General features: G+C 45.0%; 25 protein-coding genes. 8 read left to right on the top strand and 17 right to left on the bottom strand.

Features of this window, described 5'->3' with window-relative positions; genetic code table 11:
* Positions 1 to 31 precede the first annotated feature (31 nt).
* Positions 32 to 1,087, bottom strand: coding sequence for an ACR3 family arsenite efflux transporter (arsB, locus tag QZZ22_RS07075; RefSeq protein ID WP_292463713.1), 1,056 nt, complete (start codon positions 1,085 to 1,087; stop codon positions 32 to 34).
* A gap of 4 nt (positions 1,088 to 1,091) precedes the next feature.
* Positions 1,092 to 1,943, bottom strand: a complete 852-nt coding sequence (locus QZZ22_RS07070; RefSeq protein WP_292463712.1) for a universal stress protein — start codon at positions 1,941 to 1,943, stop codon at positions 1,092 to 1,094.
* Positions 1,944 to 2,096: 153 nt separating this feature from the next.
* On the opposite strand from QZZ22_RS07070, the gene QZZ22_RS07065 reads away from it, so the two are divergent.
* The 3 genes from QZZ22_RS07065 (at position 2,097) to QZZ22_RS07055 (ending at position 4,618) form a co-directional block, all read left to right on the top strand.
* Complete coding sequence (locus QZZ22_RS07065; protein ID WP_292463711.1) at positions 2,097 to 2,426, top strand: metalloregulator ArsR/SmtB family transcription factor; 330 nt, start codon at positions 2,097 to 2,099, stop codon at positions 2,424 to 2,426.
* A gap of 135 nt (positions 2,427 to 2,561) precedes the next feature.
* Entirely contained in the window at positions 2,562 to 2,954 is a 393-nt protein-coding gene (locus tag QZZ22_RS07060) for a hypothetical protein (protein WP_292463710.1), read from the top strand.
* Between the two features lie 251 nt (positions 2,955 to 3,205).
* Positions 3,206 to 4,618, top strand: coding sequence for a hypothetical protein (locus QZZ22_RS07055; RefSeq protein ID WP_292463709.1), 1,413 nt, complete (start codon positions 3,206 to 3,208; stop codon positions 4,616 to 4,618).
* Positions 4,619 to 4,685: 67 nt separating this feature from the next.
* Here the strand turns inward: QZZ22_RS07055 and QZZ22_RS07050 are convergent, their stop codons facing one another.
* Together QZZ22_RS07050 and QZZ22_RS07045 are read right to left on the bottom strand one after the other, a co-directional pair.
* Positions 4,686 to 5,189 carry a DUF2115 domain-containing protein gene (locus QZZ22_RS07050; RefSeq protein ID WP_292463708.1) on the bottom strand — a complete coding sequence of 168 codons (504 nt, stop codon included), beginning with the start codon at positions 5,187 to 5,189 and terminating at the stop codon, positions 4,686 to 4,688.
* Between the two features lie 98 nt (positions 5,190 to 5,287).
* Complete coding sequence (locus tag QZZ22_RS07045) at positions 5,288 to 5,887, bottom strand: hypothetical protein (RefSeq protein WP_292463707.1); 600 nt, start codon at positions 5,885 to 5,887, stop codon at positions 5,288 to 5,290.
* Between the two features lie 130 nt (positions 5,888 to 6,017).
* On the opposite strand from QZZ22_RS07045, the gene QZZ22_RS07040 reads away from it, so the two are divergent.
* Complete coding sequence (locus QZZ22_RS07040) at positions 6,018 to 6,374, top strand: carboxymuconolactone decarboxylase family protein (protein ID WP_292463706.1); 357 nt, start codon at positions 6,018 to 6,020, stop codon at positions 6,372 to 6,374.
* Between the two features lie 24 nt (positions 6,375 to 6,398).
* On the opposite strand, the gene QZZ22_RS07035 is transcribed toward QZZ22_RS07040, so the two are convergent.
* Positions 6,399 to 6,680 (bottom strand): DUF1294 domain-containing protein, encoded by a 282-nt coding sequence (locus QZZ22_RS07035; RefSeq protein ID WP_292463705.1) that lies wholly within the window; start codon positions 6,678 to 6,680, stop codon positions 6,399 to 6,401.
* A 205-nt stretch (positions 6,681 to 6,885) separates the two neighbouring features.
* Here QZZ22_RS07035 and QZZ22_RS07030 point away from each other — a divergent pair, with 205 nt between their 5' ends.
* Positions 6,886 to 7,299 (top strand): hypothetical protein, encoded by a 414-nt coding sequence (locus tag QZZ22_RS07030; RefSeq protein WP_292463704.1) that lies wholly within the window; start codon positions 6,886 to 6,888, stop codon positions 7,297 to 7,299.
* Positions 7,300 to 7,383: 84 nt separating this feature from the next.
* Here QZZ22_RS07030 and msrB read toward each other — a convergent pair whose 3' ends face one another.
* The gene (gene msrB, locus QZZ22_RS07025; RefSeq protein WP_292463703.1) at positions 7,384 to 7,782 is read right to left on the bottom strand and encodes a peptide-methionine (R)-S-oxide reductase MsrB; all 399 of its coding nucleotides are present in this window, start codon (positions 7,780 to 7,782) and stop codon (positions 7,384 to 7,386) included.
* A 313-nt stretch (positions 7,783 to 8,095) separates the two neighbouring features.
* Between msrB and QZZ22_RS07020 the strand changes: the two genes are divergently transcribed.
* Positions 8,096 to 8,362 (top strand): hypothetical protein, encoded by a 267-nt coding sequence (locus tag QZZ22_RS07020; RefSeq protein WP_292463702.1) that lies wholly within the window; start codon positions 8,096 to 8,098, stop codon positions 8,360 to 8,362.
* Between the two features lie 166 nt (positions 8,363 to 8,528).
* Positions 8,529 to 10,076 carry a 2,3-bisphosphoglycerate-independent phosphoglycerate mutase gene (gene gpmI / locus QZZ22_RS07015; RefSeq protein WP_292463701.1) on the top strand — a complete coding sequence of 516 codons (1,548 nt, stop codon included), beginning with the start codon at positions 8,529 to 8,531 and terminating at the stop codon, positions 10,074 to 10,076.
* A 15-nt stretch (positions 10,077 to 10,091) separates the two neighbouring features.
* On the opposite strand, the gene fen is transcribed toward gpmI, so the two are convergent.
* The 3 genes from fen to QZZ22_RS07000 form a co-directional block, all read right to left on the bottom strand.
* Entirely contained in the window at positions 10,092 to 11,108 is a 1,017-nt protein-coding gene (gene fen / locus QZZ22_RS07010) for a flap endonuclease-1 (protein WP_292463700.1), read from the bottom strand.
* Positions 11,109 to 11,150: 42 nt separating this feature from the next.
* Positions 11,151 to 11,438 (bottom strand): hypothetical protein, encoded by a 288-nt coding sequence (locus QZZ22_RS07005; protein WP_292463699.1) that lies wholly within the window; start codon positions 11,436 to 11,438, stop codon positions 11,151 to 11,153.
* A 120-nt stretch (positions 11,439 to 11,558) separates the two neighbouring features.
* Positions 11,559 to 11,882 carry a hypothetical protein gene (locus tag QZZ22_RS07000; protein ID WP_292463698.1) on the bottom strand — a complete coding sequence of 108 codons (324 nt, stop codon included), beginning with the start codon at positions 11,880 to 11,882 and terminating at the stop codon, positions 11,559 to 11,561.
* A gap of 154 nt (positions 11,883 to 12,036) precedes the next feature.
* Between QZZ22_RS07000 and QZZ22_RS06995 the strand changes: the two genes are divergently transcribed.
* On the top strand, positions 12,037 to 12,960 hold the full coding sequence (locus QZZ22_RS06995) for a presenilin family intramembrane aspartyl protease PSH (protein ID WP_292463697.1): 924 nt from the start codon (positions 12,037 to 12,039) through the stop codon (positions 12,958 to 12,960).
* A 20-nt stretch (positions 12,961 to 12,980) separates the two neighbouring features.
* Here the strand turns inward: QZZ22_RS06995 and QZZ22_RS06990 are convergent, their stop codons facing one another.
* The 8 genes from QZZ22_RS06990 to atwA form a co-directional block, all read right to left on the bottom strand.
* Positions 12,981 to 13,451 (bottom strand): carboxymuconolactone decarboxylase family protein, encoded by a 471-nt coding sequence (locus tag QZZ22_RS06990; RefSeq protein ID WP_292463696.1) that lies wholly within the window; start codon positions 13,449 to 13,451, stop codon positions 12,981 to 12,983.
* A gap of 38 nt (positions 13,452 to 13,489) precedes the next feature.
* Positions 13,490 to 14,425: a methanogenesis marker 7 protein gene (locus QZZ22_RS06985; protein ID WP_292463695.1), complete on the bottom strand. Its 936-nt coding sequence runs from the start codon at positions 14,423 to 14,425 to the stop codon at positions 13,490 to 13,492.
* Positions 14,425 to 15,024, bottom strand: a complete 600-nt coding sequence (locus tag QZZ22_RS06980) for a methanogenesis marker 17 protein (RefSeq protein WP_292463694.1) — start codon at positions 15,022 to 15,024, stop codon at positions 14,425 to 14,427. Before QZZ22_RS06980 ends, QZZ22_RS06985 begins: the two co-directional genes overlap by 1 nt.
* Positions 15,025 to 15,028: 4 nt before the next feature.
* A complete protein-coding gene (locus tag QZZ22_RS06975; RefSeq protein ID WP_292463693.1) occupies positions 15,029 to 16,270 on the bottom strand; it encodes a methanogenesis marker 15 protein in 1,242 nt (413 codons plus the stop codon).
* Positions 16,267 to 16,734: a methanogenesis marker 5 protein gene (locus QZZ22_RS06970; protein ID WP_292463692.1), complete on the bottom strand. Its 468-nt coding sequence runs from the start codon at positions 16,732 to 16,734 to the stop codon at positions 16,267 to 16,269. The genes QZZ22_RS06975 and QZZ22_RS06970 overlap by 4 nt, the downstream gene beginning before the upstream one ends.
* Positions 16,735 to 16,743: 9 nt before the next feature.
* Complete coding sequence (locus QZZ22_RS06965; protein ID WP_292463691.1) at positions 16,744 to 17,178, bottom strand: methanogenesis marker 6 protein; 435 nt, start codon at positions 17,176 to 17,178, stop codon at positions 16,744 to 16,746.
* Complete coding sequence (locus tag QZZ22_RS06960) at positions 17,178 to 18,713, bottom strand: methanogenesis marker 3 protein (protein WP_292463690.1); 1,536 nt, start codon at positions 18,711 to 18,713, stop codon at positions 17,178 to 17,180. The genes QZZ22_RS06965 and QZZ22_RS06960 overlap by 1 nt, the downstream gene beginning before the upstream one ends.
* A gap of 77 nt (positions 18,714 to 18,790) precedes the next feature.
* Positions 18,791 to 20,404, bottom strand: a complete 1,614-nt coding sequence (atwA, locus tag QZZ22_RS06955; protein ID WP_292463689.1) for a methyl coenzyme M reductase system, component A2 — start codon at positions 20,402 to 20,404, stop codon at positions 18,791 to 18,793.
* Positions 20,405 to 20,524: the final 120 nt, after the last annotated feature.

The following is a 20,524-nucleotide window of genomic DNA, read 5'->3' as shown; positions in this document are numbered from 1 at the left end:
TTTCATAACTTAAGGTAACTGATAATTGAGTCTAAATTTCTACTCCAAACTGGAATTTGGCTTTATTTCTCTTCATGATGCTTACCAGATGCAACATCACCGGCACTTCAACCAGCACACCTACCACAGTTGCCAGCGTCGCTCCGGAATCTATACCGAACAGTATAAGAGCCACTGCCACAGCCAGCTCAAAGAAGTTGCTGGCACCGATGAATGTGGAAGGTGCAGCTTCCTGATATGGTATCTTCAATTTCCGGGCTCCGAAGTAGCCTATATAGAATATAAGGTATGTCTGAATTATCAGGGGTATAGCTATGAGCAGGATGTGCAGCGGGTAGTTAATTATCTTATCTCCCTGAAAGATGAAGATCAGGACAAGCGTAATAAGCAGACCTGCAGGTGTTACCCATTCGATCTTCCTGATGAGGTTGCTCTCAAGCCAGGAAACGCCTTTTCTTTTTATGGCCGCATGTCTTGTGATGACCGCGAGGGACAGGGGTATTGCCACATAGAACAGCACCGAAAAGAAGACCGTCATTACAGGCACCGGGAAATCCGTGGTCACTCCTACAAGCAGTGCTCCCAGGGGTGCGAACAGCACCAGGATTATTAGATCGTTCACGGAAACCTGCACCAGCGCATAATTGATATTGCCCCTGGCAAGGTAGGTCCACACAAGCACCATGGCCGTACATGGGGCGAGCCCGAGCAGGATCATGCCTGCAATGTATTCTTCCTGAAGTGAGGGCGATATGAGGTCGGAAAAAATGACTCTCATGAACAGCCAGGCAATGAAAGCCATGGTAAAGGGCTTGATGGCCCAGTTAATAATAACTGTCAGGGTAAGAGGCTTAGAATTCTTCTTTACATTAAGTACCTCTTCAAAGTTGATCTTCAGCATGATCGGGTACATCATCACCAGCAGCACGAGTGCTACCGGGATGGAGACATTAGCCACCTCTATCCTGCTGAGAGACTGAGCGAATCCCGGGAACAGATACCCAATTGCAGTGCCCAGTACTATACAGATAGCGACCCATATGGACAGGTATTTACTAAAAAAGTCAAGCTCTCTTTCTTCCTCCATAATTTCACCTATTTTTTACGGGAACAAGCAACACTGGCTTCCTTGTTTTTCTAAGCAGACTCTCAGCCGTGCCTCCAAGCAGGATATCCTTAAGGGATCCTATTCCACGATTTGTGATTGCTATGAGAGTGATGCCCAACTCTTCTGCAAAACTATCAATCACTTCTGCAGGCTTACCTTCAATCACATAATAACTGACTTCAAGATCACCCTTAAACTTACTTCCAAGTTTGGATAGGGAGTTCAGACTTTGTTCTTTAGTTATCTCAAACTCTTCACTTTTTACATCCTCGAGTACATGAACAACAACAAGTTCATCAATTATATCTACCAGACCACTGACCTCATCCAACAGTGTACGTGAGTTCTCCGACATATCTACAGGAAGCATCACTTTTGAGAATTTAGCAGAACAGGCTTTTACATAAGACTCTTCTTCGCTTTCCCTGAGAGTGTCATATTTCTCAATCAGCACTATCTTCCCCGAGCTACGGGATATGTACTCGGTCGTCCTTCCTATGAGACGGCCCCTTACCAGGCCTGAAGTCGTCGCACCCATTACTATGCAATCCACATTCTCCTCATCTGCGACCCGTACGATCGTCTTTTTAACATCGCCATGGATAACGAGCGTGCTTGCATCCATACTTATCTCATCCAGCAATTGTCTGTATTCGACGATTCTCTTTTTTGCATTCTCCTCGAACATCGGGGCCAGACCCTGAGCCTGATAGATGTCCACAACATGCAGTAATATCACCTTCTTAAGCCCGGCATTTTTTAATTCCCCTACACAGGCAAGCAGTTCCTTGCTCTCTATTGTAAAATCGACCGGCACAAGTACAGTTTCAATCATGGATGCCTCCTTCCAATCTACCAGTACCTCTTTGATATGAACTGGATACTCTCAATTTACAATACGTAGTTTCCAAATATAATATCACAAGTTTGGTATCAAGATATCCTGATATCATAAAATTTATATCATTCTGTCTTCTCATTCAATATCATGAAATGTTGTCCAACGGATTCAAACATAAAAGAAGATTGGGAGCACGATTTAGAAAGCGAGATGAACATCGATGAAAATGAAATTAACAGGTTATGCGAAACATTTAAAGTATTAAGCAATCCGATAAGGCTTAAGATTGCTTATCATCTTCTAAAGCAGGACTATTGTGTCAATGCATTGGTCTATATGTTGCAAGAAAAGCAAAATCTTGTTTCCCATCATTTATCTATTATGAAGGAAAGTGGAGCGGTTGTTTCTTACAGGAGTTCAAGGTTTACCTATTATAGTTTAAACCAGCAAATACGACAACTTCTGAAGACAGAGTAAAGTTTCTACATCTAAATAAAATCAAAAATCATCAAGCTTCTTTTTAATCAACTTTCCTTTGCTATTTGTAGGTTATTATATTTCAACATCGGTTTAAACAAATAGTTAAATATCTGACTACAGGTTTATTTAACTATGACAGAACAAGGGAAAACTACGAGTTTCAGGTTGCCTGATGAAACACTTGTAAAACTCGATAAATTGCAGGCAGATGGCTTTATCAAAGATCGCACAGATGGTATAATTAAAGGAATTGAACACTTTTACAAAGAAAAAGAGATAGTGATCACGACATCCGGATTTTTAAACATGTTAAAAGAATTTGTTAAATATCCCAGCATAATAATAAACTGGGATAAGCTGTCGGAAGATAGTGATATCCATACTGTGAACGAATATGGCGGGTACGATCGAATACACAAGCTGGGGAAAGAACACGCAAAAATATATAGATCAACTAGTGACGAAAATATAGTTGTGACCATAACAGCTGAACATGTAGAAATTAATGAAATGAAAGAAAAATAGATCCAAAGGGCTATCACCTGTAACAAAAAGCACCGCCACTCACCTAAAAACTACACATTCAGACCTCAATTTCAAGCTTCCCGCCACCTTGATCTACCTTTCATTCTCATCTGGCTGTGCCCTGTCATATTCTTGATAATCCTGCAGTCTGGATTCCAATTAAGAAACATTGTTTCAATTGCAATAAATCCCAATAGATAGTTAGTATCATTGTACTTGACTTCAGGTTTGATATTCAGGGGTTGTTGTAAGTGGGAGCTATACAAAGGATAGCGATTGGTTTAGTGATATCTCTTTTTATTATTGGTGGCGCAAATAATGTTTTAGCACAGAGGGCTGAGGGAGTGGAGACACGCGTTTCAAATTCAATTGATTCATACAATCCGGCAATTTATGGAGATTGGATAACGTGGGATAACAGACGCGCTTTTTCCCCTGCTGAGATATACCTATATAATGTATCTTCAGGGGAAGAGCTGATCGTAACACCGGGCCATACCATGACCTCAGAGTATCCGGCAATCTGTGAAGACAGATTAGTGTGGAACGACTGGCGCCAGGACATAACGGGAGAGAAAGTGACTTGTGGCATTTACGCTTATAACATCTCTTCAGAAGAGGACTTGTTATTAATTGAGACATATTCGTTCTCCGCCCCAGTGATCTACGATGACATAATTGTGTGGCAGGACGAACGGAATTGGAACTCGGACATCTACATGTACGACATATCCACTGAGGAGGAGCGGCAGATAACAACTCATCCGTCAAACCAGACAAATCCCTCAATCCATGGCAATACAATAGGGTGGCAGGATGACCGAAATTATAACGGAACTAATACTTCCGGGATGTGGGATATTTACCTGTATGATATATCGGCCGCAGAGGAGCGGCAGATCACCACAGAAGAAGCAGACCAGATGAATCCTGCCATTCATGGAGATAAGATCGTATGGCAGGATTACAGGAACGGTAACTGGGATATCTACATGTATGATATATCTACCGAAGAAGAGACCCAGATCACAACAGATGAGTCTGATCAAAGAGAGCCTGCAATATACGGGAGCAAGATTGTCTGGGTGGATGGATACCGTGAGATCTACATGTACAACATGTCTACCGAAAAAGAATTTCAGATCACTGACTGGGCAGACCATTCCTCAATAACAGAATCAGAATGGAGAGGCCAACCTGCAATTTATGAGAATAGAATTGTATGGTCAGATGGACGCCATGGAATGGATCATTGTGATATCTACATGTTCACTCTTGCCGGGCAAGTACCAGAAGAGGCAATCGAGGGCTCGGTAGAAGATCCACTGGAAGCGATTGGGACTCAACAGGATCTCGTCAATGATTCGGGTGATTCTGACATGGAAAGTTATGGAAGTGTCAATACTGGCACTACTGACAGTAAAAAGATGAACACAATAGAAAACACAGGAGAAACTGAGCAGGTCATACTTAATTCCAGTCTGGAAGAAACTCCAGTTACTACAGATAGCAAAAATCAATCAGAAAATAATAACACAACTGTTACCAGTGCGACTGATGACTTAGAATTGGAAGATGGACGCAGCATTCCTGCGTCTGGCATCGCCATAGTCTTGCTGGCAGTGGTCTGTGCAGCTTTGTGGGTATTCCGGAGGCGAACCTGAAGAGAATATTGGGAGAGCATGCCGGAATCATCCAGCAGGAAAGATAGTATCTGGTTATCCGGTATTCCTACACTTTCCCTTCAAGTTCCTCGCTATCCCTGCACTTGCAAAAGTCACACAAGGCCAGTTCAACACCCGACTGCTTGTTCTTGACAGGACAATAATACTCGTCTCCCTGAGATGTGATCATCAGTCCGCCGGGGAAGATCATCCCTGGAGGATGTATCGTCCGTTTTGCAACAAACGCAAGATAAGGAATGACCACGGCCACAAAACGGAGGAATGCTCTTTGCCGGGGGTTATTTCCGCCTTTCTGCTGGCTTATCCTTGCAAGCAGGTCCCTGTGACCTTCGTCGTCCACAGGCTCGGCCTTATCTGCTGTTTTGCAGGTCCTGAGCTCCTGGAAAGCCTCATACAGGTAGGTAAAATAATCAGAGGAATAGGCTTTCCTGTACTTCCCGGGCAAGTCCTGCACGCTTTCAACAACTGCAGCTCTTGCCAGGCAGATATCCTCGTTCGATATTTTCCGGGCTTCTTTTTGCAGGGCATTCAGTAGGTCTGTGGAATCCATTTCAACGAATGTATTTCCTTAATTATAGATATACCTTAGACAGGAAATGAAAATATATAGTTTACAGATTCGATATTGAGTCATTCTGTTGGAACCCATCATTTATATGCGACAGCTACGGCCTTGCAGTGAGACGCCACAAAGGCAGATACAGGCCCGTACATGTCATGTGTGCAAAAGATGATACTCTTCACACCATATCCACCCCTGAGCACGATAGTATGATGTTTTGGATGGAGCATGACCTTGCGGACATTATTCCACCGGAGAACCTGATCCTGCCTGCCCTCCGCCATCATGCCTGCACCTGCGGCAGTGGGATTGCGGCTCAGTAGTCCCATGACGATCAACAGGACATTAGCCACGTGGTTCCGGGACCTCTGTGCTTTCCGGGTTAATGTCCTGACACCTTTCTCATCTACAGAGTATGATAGCATGTACCTGTTCCCATAGTAGATGAAAATGAAGACTCCTGTCAGCAGGAAAAGCAGAAAGACCATGAAAAGGAAATACCCGAATCCAGAAGTATTGGTGCCATCAGTAAGGATGGAGCCATCCATCAATGAAGGAAGCAAAATTATGGATACGATCATACCCGTGAACAAAAAAGCAATAGCCAGGGCCCTCACAACTTCAAGCATGATGAAACGGTTTGTGAGAATACTGACATCGATATCCCATTCAATGCTGTTTTTCATAATCAGGGTATGTTAAGAAAACATTAAATTGTTTCCTGTTAAATTATGATTGGTAATGAGATATCAATAAATGATGTCAATGAACTATAAGCATAGATGAGATTATAGGCAAAATAGACAGGTGACAATAATGCAGGATGATGTACAGGTAAATGATGTGAAGGGGTTCCAGCCAAGGTCGGTCCGTTATGCAAAACAGATGGATGAGGCTTTTGGTGAAGGACTTGCCGGATTTTATGGTGCGGTGTGGGCAGACAGGGAGAACGGCCTTTCAAAAAAGGATAAGCATCTGCTTGTGTTTGCCATCGCGTGCTCTAACCTCAAAACCGAGAGTGCCGTCAAAATACTCCAGAGGCTCAAGAAGTTCGGGGCGACCGCCGAGGAGATCAAGGACGCGATGATGATAGCGGCATGGACCGGAGGCATCCAGAACTTCACGGATGTATCACCGGACGTACTCAGGGAAATGGAAAAGCTGGGCTTCTGAGCCAGCCGCTTTCTTCAGACATAATCATAGTATCAGGCCGAGGATGAGCCTTCCGAAGAAATATATCTGCAATAACAGTATTAGAGGCATCCCAAACTTAAATGACATGTGACGTGTCTTATGGCGGAAGTGCTGCATTCCGGCAATCGATCCGATGCTTCCGCCAATGATAGCCCATAGGAAGAGAGTCTTCTCCGGTATCCTGCTGCCACGTTTTTTGGCTTTTTTCTTGTCTTTGCCCATCAGGTGAAAGGCAACAATGTTCACAGCCAGAAGGTAAAGAAGAACTAACAATGAGATATCCATGACCTTAGATTTAGAACATTGTTTTTAAGTTTTTCCGGTTACAGTTTTACATATTATTTAAACAACTGTGATAAATAGTCATAACCATTAATATAAAACCCGCACTCAACAGGCAATACTTTTATTAATCAGAGACATCACCATGAAATTGAGATACTATAGTATCATTAGTAAGATAGCAATATTGAAATGATAGGTGGCACTCATGAAAAGTAAATGGTTATTGTTCATTATATTGATCGCACTTGTGATGGGATCCGGGTGCGCGGACGAACAGGCAGAGGCAGATGATATGACAGAAGGACAGACTCAGGCATCTTCAGAGGAACAGGAAGCCGACGAAGTACCGATGTCAGCTGTTGAATCAGCGAAATATATGGCAAGTATGGAGTATTATGGCTTCGTACCCCTCGAACAGGAGATAAACAGGGGAGACACGGTCACTTGGAGAAATAACAACAAGCAGAAAGTATACACCCTTATAAGTGACGACGGGCTCTTCGATGATCAGGAGATGAAATATGGAAACACATTCCACCACGTCTTTGAGAGCGGCGGGACATACACATTCAGCATCGCAGACATTCCTGATATGACCATGACCGTAAATGTAAGATAAAAGTTAATGGCATCTGTTTTAAACACACTTAGAGGCCATTATTAGATGGCCTCGTTAATTACATGATCTAATTTAAATATTCATTCAATTATCTTTGTTGAAGTCAAGGGATATGGAATTCATGCAGAACCGCTCTCCTGTGGGTGCAGGACCGTCGTCGAATACATGGCCCAGATGGCTTCCACACCTGCTGCACAGCACTTCTATCCTTTTCATAAAATAGCTGTTGTCTTCATGCCGGACAATGCGGTCCTCAGAAATAGGTCTTGTGAAACTTGGCCATCCCGTACCGGAGTCATACTTTGATTCCGAACTGAAAAGTTCCTGTTTGCATGCAGCACAGAGATAAGTGCCCTTTTCCTTGGAATTGTAGTACTTGCCCGTAAATGCTGGTTCAGTGCCTTTTTGTCTCAAAACCAGATACTCGTCCTTGGAAAGTATCTGTTTCCACTCATCTTCTGATTTCTTGATTGTTTCTGGCATATTCTAACCCCTTCATTAATTCGAACTACCTGATGGTATCGGGAATATTTCAACCGGACTTCCCGCTCAGACTGAAAAGAAAATTCTCAGCTCATTAAAAGTGGCTGATAGATAGATAAATAAATAACGATAACATTAGTTTAATAATTAGATAATTATAAATATTAGTACAAAGCAATAAATATTGAGAAAACAAAATCTCATTGGGTAGTTTTGAGCTCCAGTCAGGATAGAATGCCAAGGGGGTATTAATACCGAATGGATTGCGTACTATGAACAGAACAGAAAGCAAGCATTGACCCGGATTGAGAATATGCCGCTTTCCACACGATACAGGGAGGAACTCGGCCTGTGGGTTAACAATTATCTTGACCCCTTTTTTCTGAACAGGACAATAGTGGGAAAAAAGAGTTATTCCACAGATCCGTTCGCCCTGGTTCGTACGGAAGCCGAAAAGGATCTTGAGTTCACGGTCCTCAAAGCCACAGGCAGGGACAGGAACAGAGAGGACATACTCTTTCTGGAAAGCAACCTTTTACTGCAGTTTAATTTGCTGCTGTCGCATATCAAATCATCCTGATCGTAACAAGAGAAGATGATTCTTAAATCTTCTCTTTACGATTTATTTATGTCTTATGGTTTGCAGATGAGCGAAACGCAATGCATTCATATTGGTTACATGACTCGTTTTGTTCCACCTTGCAGAAAACAACGCATTTATGAACCTTCAGGACTATTTTACTTACATGTCTCAAGTCAGAAAACCCCTTTTGCTCATGATACTTGACGGATGGGGTTATACACAGGAAACAATAGGAAACGCAGTGCTTGCCGCCAGGACACCGGTACTTGACGGCCTTATAGACAGATATCCTTCATGTCTTCTGGAGGCTGCGGGAGAGTCTGTCGGCCTGCCCATGGGACAGATGGGAAATTCAGAGGTCGGGCATCTGAATATCGGTGCAGGAAGGATTATTTACCAGGATTTTACCAGAATCAACAAGTCCATAGAGGACAGGGATTTTTTCACGAATCCAGTACTTCTTCAGGCTATCGATAATGTTAAAAAGAACAGTTCCTCGCTTCACATAATGGGGTTGTTCTCCTACGGTGGTGTACACAGCCACATGTATCATATGAGAGCCCTGATCGAGCTGGCAAAAAAAGAAGGGCTTGAGAATGTATATATCCACGCTTTCCTTGACGGCAGAGACGTGCCACCCAGAGCTGCCCTGGAAGATATGAAAGGCCACGAGGAGTTCTGCCGCTCCATCGGATTTAGCAAGGTAGCCACGGTAATGGGCAGGTACTATGCAATGGACCGTGATAAACGCTGGCAGCGAACGCAGCTTGCTTACGATGCACTCACAGTGGGAGAAGGTATTATCGCAAGGGACCCCATATCTGCCATAGAACTTGCTTATGAAAGAGGCGAGAATGACGAGTTCGTCAAACCCACGGTAATAACCGATGAGCAGGGTACGCCTGTAGCAACTGTGAAGGATGGGGATTCGCTGGTGTTCTTCAACTTCAGGCCGGACAGGGCACGCCAGCTGACATATGCATTCGTGAATGAGAACTTTGAAGGGTTTGAAAGGAAGGCGCATCCTCATGTGTTCTTTGTATGTATGACCGAGTATGACGAGACACTTGATGCTCCTATTGCCTTCCCGCCGGAGAATATAGAGAACACCCTTGGAGAGGTACTTAGCAGGGCGAACTTAAAACAGCTTAGGATTGCTGAGACTGAGAAATATGCCCATGTGACATTCTTCTTCAACGGTGGCGTGGAAAAACATAACGAAGGAGAGGAGAGATGTCTTATACCTTCTCCCCGGATAGCGACCTACGACCTCAAGCCGGAGATGAGCGCCTATGAAGTTACCGAAGAACTTGTAAAAAGAATCAGATCCGGGAAATATGATGTGATCATCCTCAATTTCGCCAACATGGATATGGTAGGTCACTCAGGTACTTTCGATGTTACGGTAAGGGGAGTAGAGGCTGTAGATGAGTGTGTTGGTAAAGTCATCGACGTGCTGGTAGACATCGGAGGAACCGCCTTTATCACAGCAGACCACGGCAATGCTGAGAAGATGATAGACTATGTTACAGGAGAATCTCACACCGCACATACTTCCAACCCTGTGAGATGCATACTTGTAAACGGTGGTGAAGGTATCACACTCAAACTCGGAAAGCTCGCTGATATAGCACCTTCCATGCTGGAACTCCTTGGCATCAGCAAGCCAGAGGAAATGACAGGTACTTCCCTGCTGGTGAGGAAATCCTGATAGACTCAATAAAGTTCAGAACCAGTTGTCAAGTGTCTTCTGGCCTTTGCCGGAAGACGACTCCAGTTTTTCTAAAGCTTTGCTGACCCTCTCACGGGAAAAGTCATGCTCATCACATAATAATTCCAGTACATATTCTGTTTTTGGTTTTTTCCAGTTAAGCCCGTAATCCTTTGTAACCGGAGGGTTCATAAAAAAATCCTTTATACTATCCAGGTCAGGAATCTCACTTCCCGTTGAAGCAAGGACCTTCTCGATGCTTCCATGCTCCTTAACAAGTTTGAGAGCCTTCTTTGGACCTATGTTCGTAAGCCCCTCATTGTAATCCGTGCCCACACAGAGTGCAATATCTATCAGCTGCTCTCGGGTCACACCAAGCCCGGCAAGAATTCCTTCCAGTTCCATAACCTCTGGATTCACATCAACATAGAGATTCTTTTTTGGCATTTTCCTCTTCCCGGATACTGTCAGGTTCCTGACAACACGAGGTGCACCGAAAAGCAAAGAATCATAGTCTTGCGAACCTGCGTAATGAGCATCTCCTTTGGTTACCATATAGGCTGCCTGGGCTTCACCTTCAGATGGAGCATCCACAAATGGGATACCCATTGCAGTCAGTAATTTCCTGGAATCTTCGACAATTGTCGCATCGATTCTTGAAGAAGCCTGAGCATACTTATACGCCTCTTCAGCAAGTCCGGCCTCCTGTGCCTGCGTCCATTTTACTTTTGCACTCTCACGAGCTTCCACACGCTTCTCGATTGTCCGGGACTTCATCTCCGGAGGCTTACCATCAAACACAAATACAGGTTTTATGCCTGCTTCCATAAGGCTTGACATCCTGTAAAGGAGGCCCGAGAGATGAGAGGTGATATTGCCCTTTGAATCCTTCAAAGGAGTGCCATCCCTCTGGCGTATAATACTGAGGAACTGATAAAGGGTGTTATAGGCGTCTATAGCAATTATTTTTGATGAAAGGTCAGGTATTCCTACCGTCTTCTTCTGCAAGAGGTCCCCTAGATCAACACCCATAAATTACCCACCCAATACATTTGCTCCCAGACCAGAAATTACTCACTCTAGCCTGACATCGATCACGGAATCATCATTAGCGTCTATCTTCCCCACTCTTAGGATGTTTCCCGCCCAATCGATAAGATTTGTTTTTGTAATCTGTACCTGATGAATATCGTTATTAACCTTATTTTTGTGTATTATAAGGAGATTGCGCCCTGTGTCTTCGTTCTTACCCATTTTTGATACGATATTCTTTATCAGTTGCTCAAATTCAGAGTATATCAGAACCTCAGAACATTTCCCAGCTTTCTTTATAATACCTACCGGCTCTAAATTAATGCGCATATACGCACCTCTATGTTAGAATGGAAAACTATCGAATCTTAATACGTCATTCGACGTATATATGGTTTTCGGATTTGTATTTAGGACAGGTAGAAAATAGTTTTAAGTTGGTGTCTATATTTATCTGTAACGGGTCCTGTCCAGAGAATTCATGACATCATCCATCCTGACAAGCACTTCACCAACTCTCTTATCGAGATTGCCTTCAACACTCTGGATATTTATCCTGAGCGAGCGTTCCTTTGCTTCCAGCATGTTATCTATCTTTCTCAGACGCATATCCACAGAAAGGATCATTGCGGCTAAGGCTCCCACCATTACCATGGCAGAAAGCACGATTAAAGCATTTGCAGGGCTGTACTGGAATCTTCCAAGCCATTCATAGGTAAGAACAAATGCAGATACTACCATTACTATAGAGAATATTATATCCCGGCTTTCCATTGCGTTCCCTCTTGCGTTATATGCGCATCCCTTGTATTTATATTATTTGTTTTTAATAAAGAGTGGCATAGCATTAAATAGTGCATATACATCTAACATATTCAATAGAAATATAAACATTTGTATTTATTAATTAATAACGGGAGTTACGACATTGAGTTCAGAAAACAAGAGCATTCAGGAATACGTTCCCATGCTTGCAATGGCAGGTATAATATTGGTGGTACAGATAGTAGCTTTACTGCTTGCAGCACCCATGGCAGCTAATGACATGAGAGCTTTCGAAAATCCGGATTCGACCGCAAACAGCATATTCTATATTATCTTCGTACTTGCCTTCACCTTTGTCCTGCTGATGGCTATCAAAAGGAATATGAAATGGATCATCCAGCTGACAATCCTGCTGGCTGTGGGCTCCACAATGTATTATGTATTCTTTGCCCTGCTCTCAATTACAAATATATCCCCCCTGGCAAACAATGCCATTTCCATTACTGTCGCAGCTGCTCTCACTATCCTGCTCTATAAGTTCCCCGAGTGGTATGTCATTAATATCATCGGGCTCATAATAGGTGCCGGAGCAAGTGCCATATTCGGCATATCCCTTTCGATACTGCCTGTAGTGGTATTGCTGGCACTACTGGCGATATACGATGCAATCGCCGTCTATAAGACAAAACATATGATCGACCTTGCGGAAGGGGTTATGGACCTGAGATTACCCATACTTTTCGTCATACCAAAACATATAAAGTATTCATTCATCGAAGACTCGTTCAAAAAAGATGAAGGTCAGAAAAGAGAGGCTTTCTTTATGGGCTTGGGGGATGCGATCATGCCGACAATACTGGTCGTATCTGCAAACGTATTCCTTGTAGAGAAATATGGAATAGAGCTTATAGCCGGTTTCATCACAATTCCTGCAATTGCAGCAATGGTTGGAACCATAATAGGATTCATAGCCCTGAGTATGCTGGTAATGAAAGGGAAGCCACAGGCAGGGCTTCCGTTCCTCAACGGCGGAGTCATTTTAGGTTATATAGCAGGTGTCCTTATAAGCGGAACACCCCTATATTGAAGCTTCCGGTATCGAAGAGGTTATTCTTCTTCAGGAAGCTGGGAAACGATACTGCAGACAGAACAATTACCATCCCTGTCTGCCATTTCAGTCTTGATGTTGTTAAGCTGGGAATCCAGGGAGCGTGTACCTTCTGCAAGTACAGCCGCGCTGGAAATGGTGGCTGCTATGAGCGTGGCACTGAACATCTCTTCTTTTGAGATTCCCAGACGTTTGGCAACTCTTACATGTGTCCTGAGACAATACTCGCACCGGAGTGCAGAAGCTACTGCTATGCTTATCAGCTCAACTGTTTTGGGATCTATGAAATCCATCTGGCGCATGACACTGTTCTCATAGATCATCCTTGAAATGAATAAGCTTGGCATATCTTTCATGAAGTTGATGATATAGGGAATCTCACCATAGCGCTCTTCCACATCCTCAAGCATTTCCGCAACAGCTTCTTCCGGTTCCTGGTCGAGAATCTTTTTGATCTTTTCAATATCCATGCATATAACCCCGATAAATCAGACCCATGAGGCTTGACCTAGATGGTGAAACCGACCTCGGATTCACGTTTGATCTTGATTAGTATATAATTTTTCATTTTTGATGGAGTTACCCTTGCAAGTTCTATCAGGCGAGTCCCTTCATCAAATTCAAGGTCTTCGACCTTCTTATGGAACTCAGCATAGGGAAGTTTTACGCGCAGACCATCCAGTTGCAGGGTGATTGGTGCAGGTGTGAGCACCTGTTCTATCTGGGGGATCTGTTCATATATCTCTTTCATGACACGAGGGGGAAGCACCGAAAGGGGATCCTTTGACATATCCTCCCTCATGACGCCAACGACCTCGGCAACCTTCTTGTTCATTATATCCAGAGAGCTCAGCTCTTCAGACTTCCGAAGACGGTGAGCCACTCTACCGATGTTCCCTACATAGACATCAGCGTTTGGGACATCTTCTGTCCTGAGGTCCGGACCTCCTGTTGCAATAATAGGTATATCTATACCTTCAAATAACTTGGGTTTTTTATTTTTGATACAATCTGCAAATGTCCCGAAAGAGAAAAGGGCGATATCATGCTCGTTGATAAGCCGTCGTTCATAGTCAGCAGAAAGTGCAACTCTCCTGCCCATCCCCCTGGCCAGGCCTATCATATTGGTGTTTGCCCCGTCCCTGCGCAGATGCTCAGCAACGTCACAGGCCGAGTGAGGGAGATGATGGGCAGCAAGTGTGGGCGAGACTACAGCTATCTCAGTACCTGTAAGAGGCGCACTGGTCAGTTTGCCAAGTAATTTCTTGCCCAGCTCCTCAATAAGAGGAACATCTTTTTTCGGAATCAGCATTATTAACGTGACTTCAGTAGCTGCGGGAATCTTCTGGATGAGGTATCCTCCCAGATCTTCAAGAAGTTCGGTGATAAGAGTATGTTTATGAATACCACCTTCGTAGATGTATGGTTCAAGCACAGCCGCCATTATTGTTCCTCCTGCAGTTCGGCAAGCATCTGGTGAGCCTGCTGTATCCACTCCGGTTTCAGCGTATCTTCGCTTGCTACAAAAATGAAACTGTTCTCTTTCATGGCATGATAACGAACCCTGAAGCCTTCGGGTGTTGACCTGATAGCCATCTCGATAAGTCTGGACTGCAGGCTCTCTTTAGGATCAGCTATAAGCATAGACCCGAGAGATTCGATCTCCTTTTCCGGGTCCTGATCCTGGCGCACTATCAGTGTGTTCCTTTCAGGCTGCAGTACCTGCCCGCGCCCATATCTGGCCCACAGTTTCTCCAGAAGTTTAGGAAGGTACTTCTCTTCCCTTATTGAGATCTTGACCTCTTTACGCTCCATGACCCCATACCCCAGGCCGGCAAAATCTGCAAGTCTGACAGGTGGCTGGCTACCTCTTAAAAGAATAGCCATCTGGAACAGTGAATCTTCCGGCCTGAGAATGATCTTTATCCGCCCTATGGCCCCACCCAGCATAAGTTCGGAGATGACATCAGCTACAATGCTCCTGTAAGCTGCAGCTTCCGCAGGAACAGCTGACTCTACAACGAATGTCTCAAGAGCTTCCATAGGGTCACTCCTCCACGAACCCGGAGGCCAGGAGAGCACTTCCCACAGCACCTATCAGATGGGAGTTCGGGGGAACAAGTACTTCTATCTTAAGAAGCTCGCTGAGCGCCTTGGGCACACCTTCAATGAGAGATGAACCACCCACGAGGATAAGAGGTTCCTTCACATCAACTTCCTGTAATTGCTGCTCGAATATCTGCTCGACCACACTATGACAGGCAGCTGCTGCAACGTCTTCAGGAGTGGCACCTTTTGCAAGGGAATTTACCAGTGACTGGATACCGAAAACGATACAGTAGCTGTTCATGTCCACTTTATTCTGCATACCTTTCACCGCCAGGGCACCAAGCTCGGTGATATCCACACCAAGTCTTTTGGCAGTCATATCCAGGAAACGTCCGGATGCTCCGGCACAAATACCCCCCATTGTGAACATGCCGGGTATGCCGTCATCAACGGATATGGCCTTGTTGTCCATACCCCCGATGTCTATAACAGTGGCAGGACCTTTCTGCTTGTTGGCAAGATAGACAGCACCCTTTGAATTAACTGTGATCTCTTCCTGCACAAGCTGGGCATTGAAATGTTCACCCACAAGAAAACGGCCATACCCTGTGGTTCCTATCGCCTGGATGTCTTCCCGCCTGACACCTGCCTGTTCAAGTGCTTTGTCAAAAGCCTCCGTTGCGCTTTCAATGACCTTGATCGTAGGCACCCATCCGGTACCGAGTATCTTGTCATCTTTCATTATAACAGCCTTGGTGGTGGTGGAACCTGAGTCTATGCCTGCGGTAAGGCCGGTCTGGTGCTCCCTTGCAAGCAGATGCTTCCTTCTTGCGATCGTGGTCAGTGCTTCCATACGGGTCATCAGGGTTGCTGCCGTTGTGCGCTCCGTGAATGAATAACTGATAACAGGAATGTCTGAATGTTTGTGGATATAACGCCTCAGCTCATTCCTTACAATGGCAGCTTCTGCGCATCTGAAACATGAAGTAATGAATACTCCGTCGACGTCTGTTATCCCTTCAACAACGGCTTTTGCCCTTGCCATCATGAGTCTCAGATCCGGGCTGGCTGCCTCTATACCAAAATCCCTGCCGATCGTATCCAGAGAAGAAACATCTATCTCCGGAAATACCAGCTTGGCATCAACGGATTTTGCTACGGATTCAAGTTCTTTATGTACACCAGCATATTCCGAACCGCATGACACCAGGGCTACCTTTACAACGGATTTGTCACTCATGCTTTATCTTCCTCTTCATCCTTGGGCAGGGACTTCAGGAACTCTGCAATCTTATAAACGAATTCCTTCGCTTCCTCGTCATTGCCCTCACGTGGATAGTCCACTTCCAGGATAGGTATCTCACGTTGCCTGATTAGGTATTTTGTCAGTTCGTTCGTCCGCGCACAACCCATGCATCCAAAAGCCATCGGAGATTCGTTGACAATGATGCCTGCCTGGGCCTCTTCTATCATAGGGCCCACTATTGCCATCCTTCCTCTTACACCAGCCGGTACTTCTACAGCTGCATACTTCAAGCCCATCTTCGGCTCTTCAGGGGTTATGTTCAATGGAGGCGAATCCACACTGACCGTTGATATCTTTTCCTTGATCTTCTCCATCATAGCAATGGGTTTATGGCCGAACCTCTCAACCATATCAGAAAGGATCAGGCTGTTTGTAGGGTATATGATGACTTTAACCATGATACTGCCTCATAATTGGGATTTGATCATATCTTCCAGTTTATCCACATCAAGCTTCTTCTTTGGCCCTGTTTCTTTAAGAGGTGCTTTCCGGTCATATGCATCAAGTGCTTTTCCGATAGTGGGCAACATCTGCACCTCATGCCTCAGGTAATGGAACCCGGGCCTTGGGCCTCCTCCACGGGATGAACGACATCTTCTCTCATCTCCCGGCAGGAAACCTCTCTCTTTTACGAAAATATGATTCCTGTCAAGGTCCACTACTTCCCTGACAACCCTGTTCACAGCATCCCTCGGACCTGTGACCATGGTCCCAAAACATGTTTCCTTGATTTCTATATTGGTATCTGACTGATATATCCTCATTGCAGCATCTATAGGCAGGACACTGTCAGAGCTTATAACCACGATTTTGGTGAGAGTATCATCCTTCCCTTCAGACATCATGATTCCTCCATGCTGCTCTCTATAATATACATGATATCGTCATCCTTGAAATTCCTGAGCTTTTCCGTCTCGATCACCCTTCCGATGATATTCGTGCTGGCGAACTTTTCGCCCGTAGGACCGAAAAGGTCATTATCCTCCAGCTTGACACCCACCATACCGGCCCTTTTGGCAGCCTGGTTAGTGACACCAAGCTCTCCTGCCGCCACTTTCACAGAGGGAGTATTCTCAGGCAGGATTTCCTTGTATTTATCAGCCTCTTTCTCTACGGCCTTAAATATATAGGTGTTATCATAGGTCATGAGGACAGCCAGAGCACCTACAGGCTTATACTGCATTCCGGTAGCATGCCTGAAGAAGTCAAGTGTCTTTGGCACAAGGTCATTATACAGTTTTACACGAACAAGATGCTCTGGGTCGACACCCTTTAATGTCACCCTGGCTTCCTTTAAAATGCCTATTGTTGTTGCAGGGTCCTGAGCCACAATGAAACCATCATCTTCCGTATAGCCAGCCCTGACAACTTCCACTCCCAGAAGCTCCATCTCTTTTTCAGCATCTACATAGCTCATTCCAAGCAGCATGATAGGATGAGGAACGCTTTCTACCATGATCTTCTGGCCTTCCTGTGCCATCTTGGCAAGCTCCAGACCCCTGACCACATGACCAACTACCGAGTGCATGATGGTCGATGTCCTGTCGTCAGTGGCAATGAACAGCTTACCTGCCCCGTATCCCACGGTCCTTACAAATACAGAACCTGCGGAACGGGATTCGAAGTTCTCGTAGGTGACAAGCTCACCCTGAAACCTGTGATCCGAGATATAAGATGAAGAAACAGCATCTATGTGAAAAGTACCATCGCGCGTTACGGCAAACAGGTGTTCTGCACCTTCAGGAGCTTCGGCATCGATCTCTATCTCCAGGTACGTGAATATCCTGGAACCGTTTTCCAGCCGTGTGGAAAGGTCTGTAGTGCATATATGTTCCCCGGCCTCTTCTGATTGGGTAACGGGTTCAATATCCAATATCCTGTCGTTCTTAGCCAGACTAAGAAGGACATGTTTTCCACTTATCACTTTTGCAAAAGTCCCTTCCTCAGGAGCTCCATATTCGGCGGAGTGCTTGTCCTTGGTAAGTATCAGATGAGTATTTGCAGGATCCGAACCCCCCGCAAACATCATCTCAAAACCTTTATGTTGGGCATTTCCTCTGACCGGAACGATCGCAGAAGCAAAAGGTCCAAAAGCAACAGCATCCCTGCTTATCCAGCGAACGGGCATGTTCCTGTACTCCGCATGATTAGCAAGCCAGGTTTTTCTTGAAGATGAGGGCATATCCTGAAGTTCTATCCTGAACTCACCTTTTGAGGTTCTGACAGTATACCTGGAGACATCTGCCACTTGTTCTCCAGTCCTTTCTATAAGGATACCTATAGCTGTACCTTTCCTGTAAAGGGCGTTTGACAACCTGATAGCATCCTCAAGGACCGAACCTTCAGGCAATTCGATCTCATTCCCATTGATTTCCACCTTTATTGTACTGCTCGTGCCAAACACCTCTTTTTAATGGCAAAACTGCCAGTTGACCCGGAACATCCGGGATGCAGTTATGAGCCTGCTGCTGCTTCCATGCGTTCTTTATCAGTGAGTTTTGAGAGAACTGCTGCAGGTGCTCCAATATCAACGATCTTCCCGTTCCTCATAAGAGCCACACGGTCACATATCTCCTCAAGGAAATCCATATCATGTGAAACGATAACAAAAGTGTCACCCATTTTTTCACGTGCCTTGAGAATGGATTTTGTGACCTCCTTCTTTGTTATGGGGTCCATCGTACCTGTAGGCTCATCCATTACTATTATCACGGGCTCCTTCATAAGGATCTGGGCAAGCGCAATCCTGTGCCTTTCTCCTTCACTAACCTCATCTGACATCTTTGATAATATAGATTTTGCCTTTTCCTCAGTAAAACCAGTAGATATCAGAGTGTTAATAGCTTTCCTTACTGCAAGCTCATAGGGTAGGTCGATGCCTATGGACTCTGTAAGATTATCGATAATGGTCCTGTGGTTATACAACCCGTACTCCTGATGGAGGATACCCATATATTTCACTGCACGACCCCTGCATTCCGGACCCGGCTTCTTCATATCCACCCATTCATCACCGACCCTTACATGCACTTCACCGCTTGTTGGCTGCACTATTCCCATCAGTATCTCAGATGTCGTGGTCTTGCCTGCTCCGCTGGTCCCTGCGAGACCAAATATCTCACCTTCCTTCACTTCAAAAGAAACACCATTTACAGCGTAGACAACTCCCCTGCTCACAGAGATGTACTTCTTGACCAGATTATCGACCTTGATAAGAGTGTCGCCGATCTCAATATCGGACTTTTTCTCCACTGCACAGACAAGTTTCATGAATTCATTTGCAATAGTTGTAGGAGAGCCCTCACTTACGATTGCCCCGTCCTCGAGCACAATAGCCTTGTCAGCAAGCTCCTCCACTACATCGCACCAGTGGGAAGTTATCACCATGGTCATCTTGTAGTCCTTAACAGCCTTCGCGATGACATCGTGCACTACTTTTGCAGTGCGGGGGTCCAGGGTGCCCGTGGGCTCATCCGCTATGAGCAGCATGGGATCCCTGACAAGCTGGCGTGCAAGGACAACCCTCTGTTTCTCACCGCCACTCAGGTCGCGTGCCACATGCATCATGCGATGGGAAAGTTCCACTTTTTCCAGCAGGTCCACAGCCTTACCCATGGCATCCTCGGTGCTGACACCAATCTCTGTCAGAGAATTTACCACATTGGCAATAACCATATCATCACCATAAAGTGCAAATGTGCGTTGAAGCATGATAGCTATTCTTCTGGTGATATCCCTTCTTCCGGGGTCATGAAGTGGGAGCTTAACAAAGTCAGCCTCAAAGGGCTTTAAGGTATCATCACATTCAGGACACTTCATTCCAGTCTTGCTTGGAGGTTCTATGTGCCCGCACTTCTCACACCGTGCAAGATGATAGATCACCTGTCCGCTTATGCCCTCATACTCTTCCACACCACGCAAAACATGCATCAATACGGTCTTGCCCGAGCCACTCCTTCCAAGGATGCCCAGAACCTCGCCTTCATTGATGGTCAGGTTAATATTCTTTAAAACTTTGACACCGTCAAATTCCAGTGAAAGGTTTTTGACTTCTATAAATACTGCCATACGATTTCCTCCGCCTACTTGATGCATGGGCGTTATTGTCCATTAGTATGTTTCTATGCATACATATGCAAATTACTTAACGGTTTTGCAGATTCTGCACAAAACTAACACCGCTGAATA

The organism is Methanolobus sp. (assembly GCF_016278365.1).
In the GTDB taxonomy this organism is placed as follows: domain Archaea; phylum Halobacteriota; class Methanosarcinia; order Methanosarcinales; family Methanosarcinaceae; genus Methanolobus.
The sequence above is the reverse complement of the archived record's forward strand: the minus strand, read 5'-3'. Positions and strand labels throughout refer to the sequence as shown.

Bases quoted from the DNA above. Each gene is read 5' to 3' on its own strand.
- arsB (WP_292463713.1), bottom strand. From the start codon at position 1,087: ATGGAGGAAGAAAGAGAGCTTGACTTTTTTAGTAAATACCTGTCCATA.
- QZZ22_RS07070 (WP_292463712.1), bottom strand. From the start codon at position 1,943: ATGATTGAAACTGTACTTGTGCCGGTCGATTTTACAATAGAGAGCAAG.
- QZZ22_RS07065 (WP_292463711.1), top strand. From the start codon at position 2,097: ATGAAATGTTGTCCAACGGATTCAAACATAAAAGAAGATTGGGAGCAC.
- QZZ22_RS07060 (WP_292463710.1), top strand. From the start codon at position 2,562: ATGACAGAACAAGGGAAAACTACGAGTTTCAGGTTGCCTGATGAAACA.
- QZZ22_RS07050 (WP_292463708.1), bottom strand. From the start codon at position 5,189: ATGGATTCCACAGACCTACTGAATGCCCTGCAAAAAGAAGCCCGGAAA.
- QZZ22_RS07045 (WP_292463707.1), bottom strand. From the start codon at position 5,887: ATGAAAAACAGCATTGAATGGGATATCGATGTCAGTATTCTCACAAAC.
- QZZ22_RS07040 (WP_292463706.1), top strand. From the start codon at position 6,018: ATGCAGGATGATGTACAGGTAAATGATGTGAAGGGGTTCCAGCCAAGG.
- QZZ22_RS07035 (WP_292463705.1), bottom strand. From the start codon at position 6,680: ATGGATATCTCATTGTTAGTTCTTCTTTACCTTCTGGCTGTGAACATT.
- QZZ22_RS07030 (WP_292463704.1), top strand. From the start codon at position 6,886: ATGAAAAGTAAATGGTTATTGTTCATTATATTGATCGCACTTGTGATG.
- msrB (WP_292463703.1), bottom strand. From the start codon at position 7,782: ATGCCAGAAACAATCAAGAAATCAGAAGATGAGTGGAAACAGATACTT.
- QZZ22_RS07020 (WP_292463702.1), top strand. From the start codon at position 8,096: ATGCCGCTTTCCACACGATACAGGGAGGAACTCGGCCTGTGGGTTAAC.
- gpmI (WP_292463701.1), top strand. From the start codon at position 8,529: ATGTCTCAAGTCAGAAAACCCCTTTTGCTCATGATACTTGACGGATGG.
- fen (WP_292463700.1), bottom strand. From the start codon at position 11,108: ATGGGTGTTGATCTAGGGGACCTCTTGCAGAAGAAGACGGTAGGAATA.
- QZZ22_RS07005 (WP_292463699.1), bottom strand. From the start codon at position 11,438: ATGCGCATTAATTTAGAGCCGGTAGGTATTATAAAGAAAGCTGGGAAA.
- QZZ22_RS07000 (WP_292463698.1), bottom strand. From the start codon at position 11,882: ATGGAAAGCCGGGATATAATATTCTCTATAGTAATGGTAGTATCTGCA.
- QZZ22_RS06990 (WP_292463696.1), bottom strand. From the start codon at position 13,451: ATGGATATTGAAAAGATCAAAAAGATTCTCGACCAGGAACCGGAAGAA.
- QZZ22_RS06985 (WP_292463695.1), bottom strand. From the start codon at position 14,425: ATGGCGGCTGTGCTTGAACCATACATCTACGAAGGTGGTATTCATAAA.
- QZZ22_RS06980 (WP_292463694.1), bottom strand. From the start codon at position 15,024: ATGGAAGCTCTTGAGACATTCGTTGTAGAGTCAGCTGTTCCTGCGGAA.
- QZZ22_RS06975 (WP_292463693.1), bottom strand. From the start codon at position 16,270: ATGAGTGACAAATCCGTTGTAAAGGTAGCCCTGGTGTCATGCGGTTCG.
- QZZ22_RS06970 (WP_292463692.1), bottom strand. From the start codon at position 16,734: ATGGTTAAAGTCATCATATACCCTACAAACAGCCTGATCCTTTCTGAT.
- QZZ22_RS06965 (WP_292463691.1), bottom strand. From the start codon at position 17,178: ATGTCTGAAGGGAAGGATGATACTCTCACCAAAATCGTGGTTATAAGC.
- atwA (WP_292463689.1), bottom strand. From the start codon at position 20,404: ATGGCAGTATTTATAGAAGTCAAAAACCTTTCACTGGAATTTGACGGT.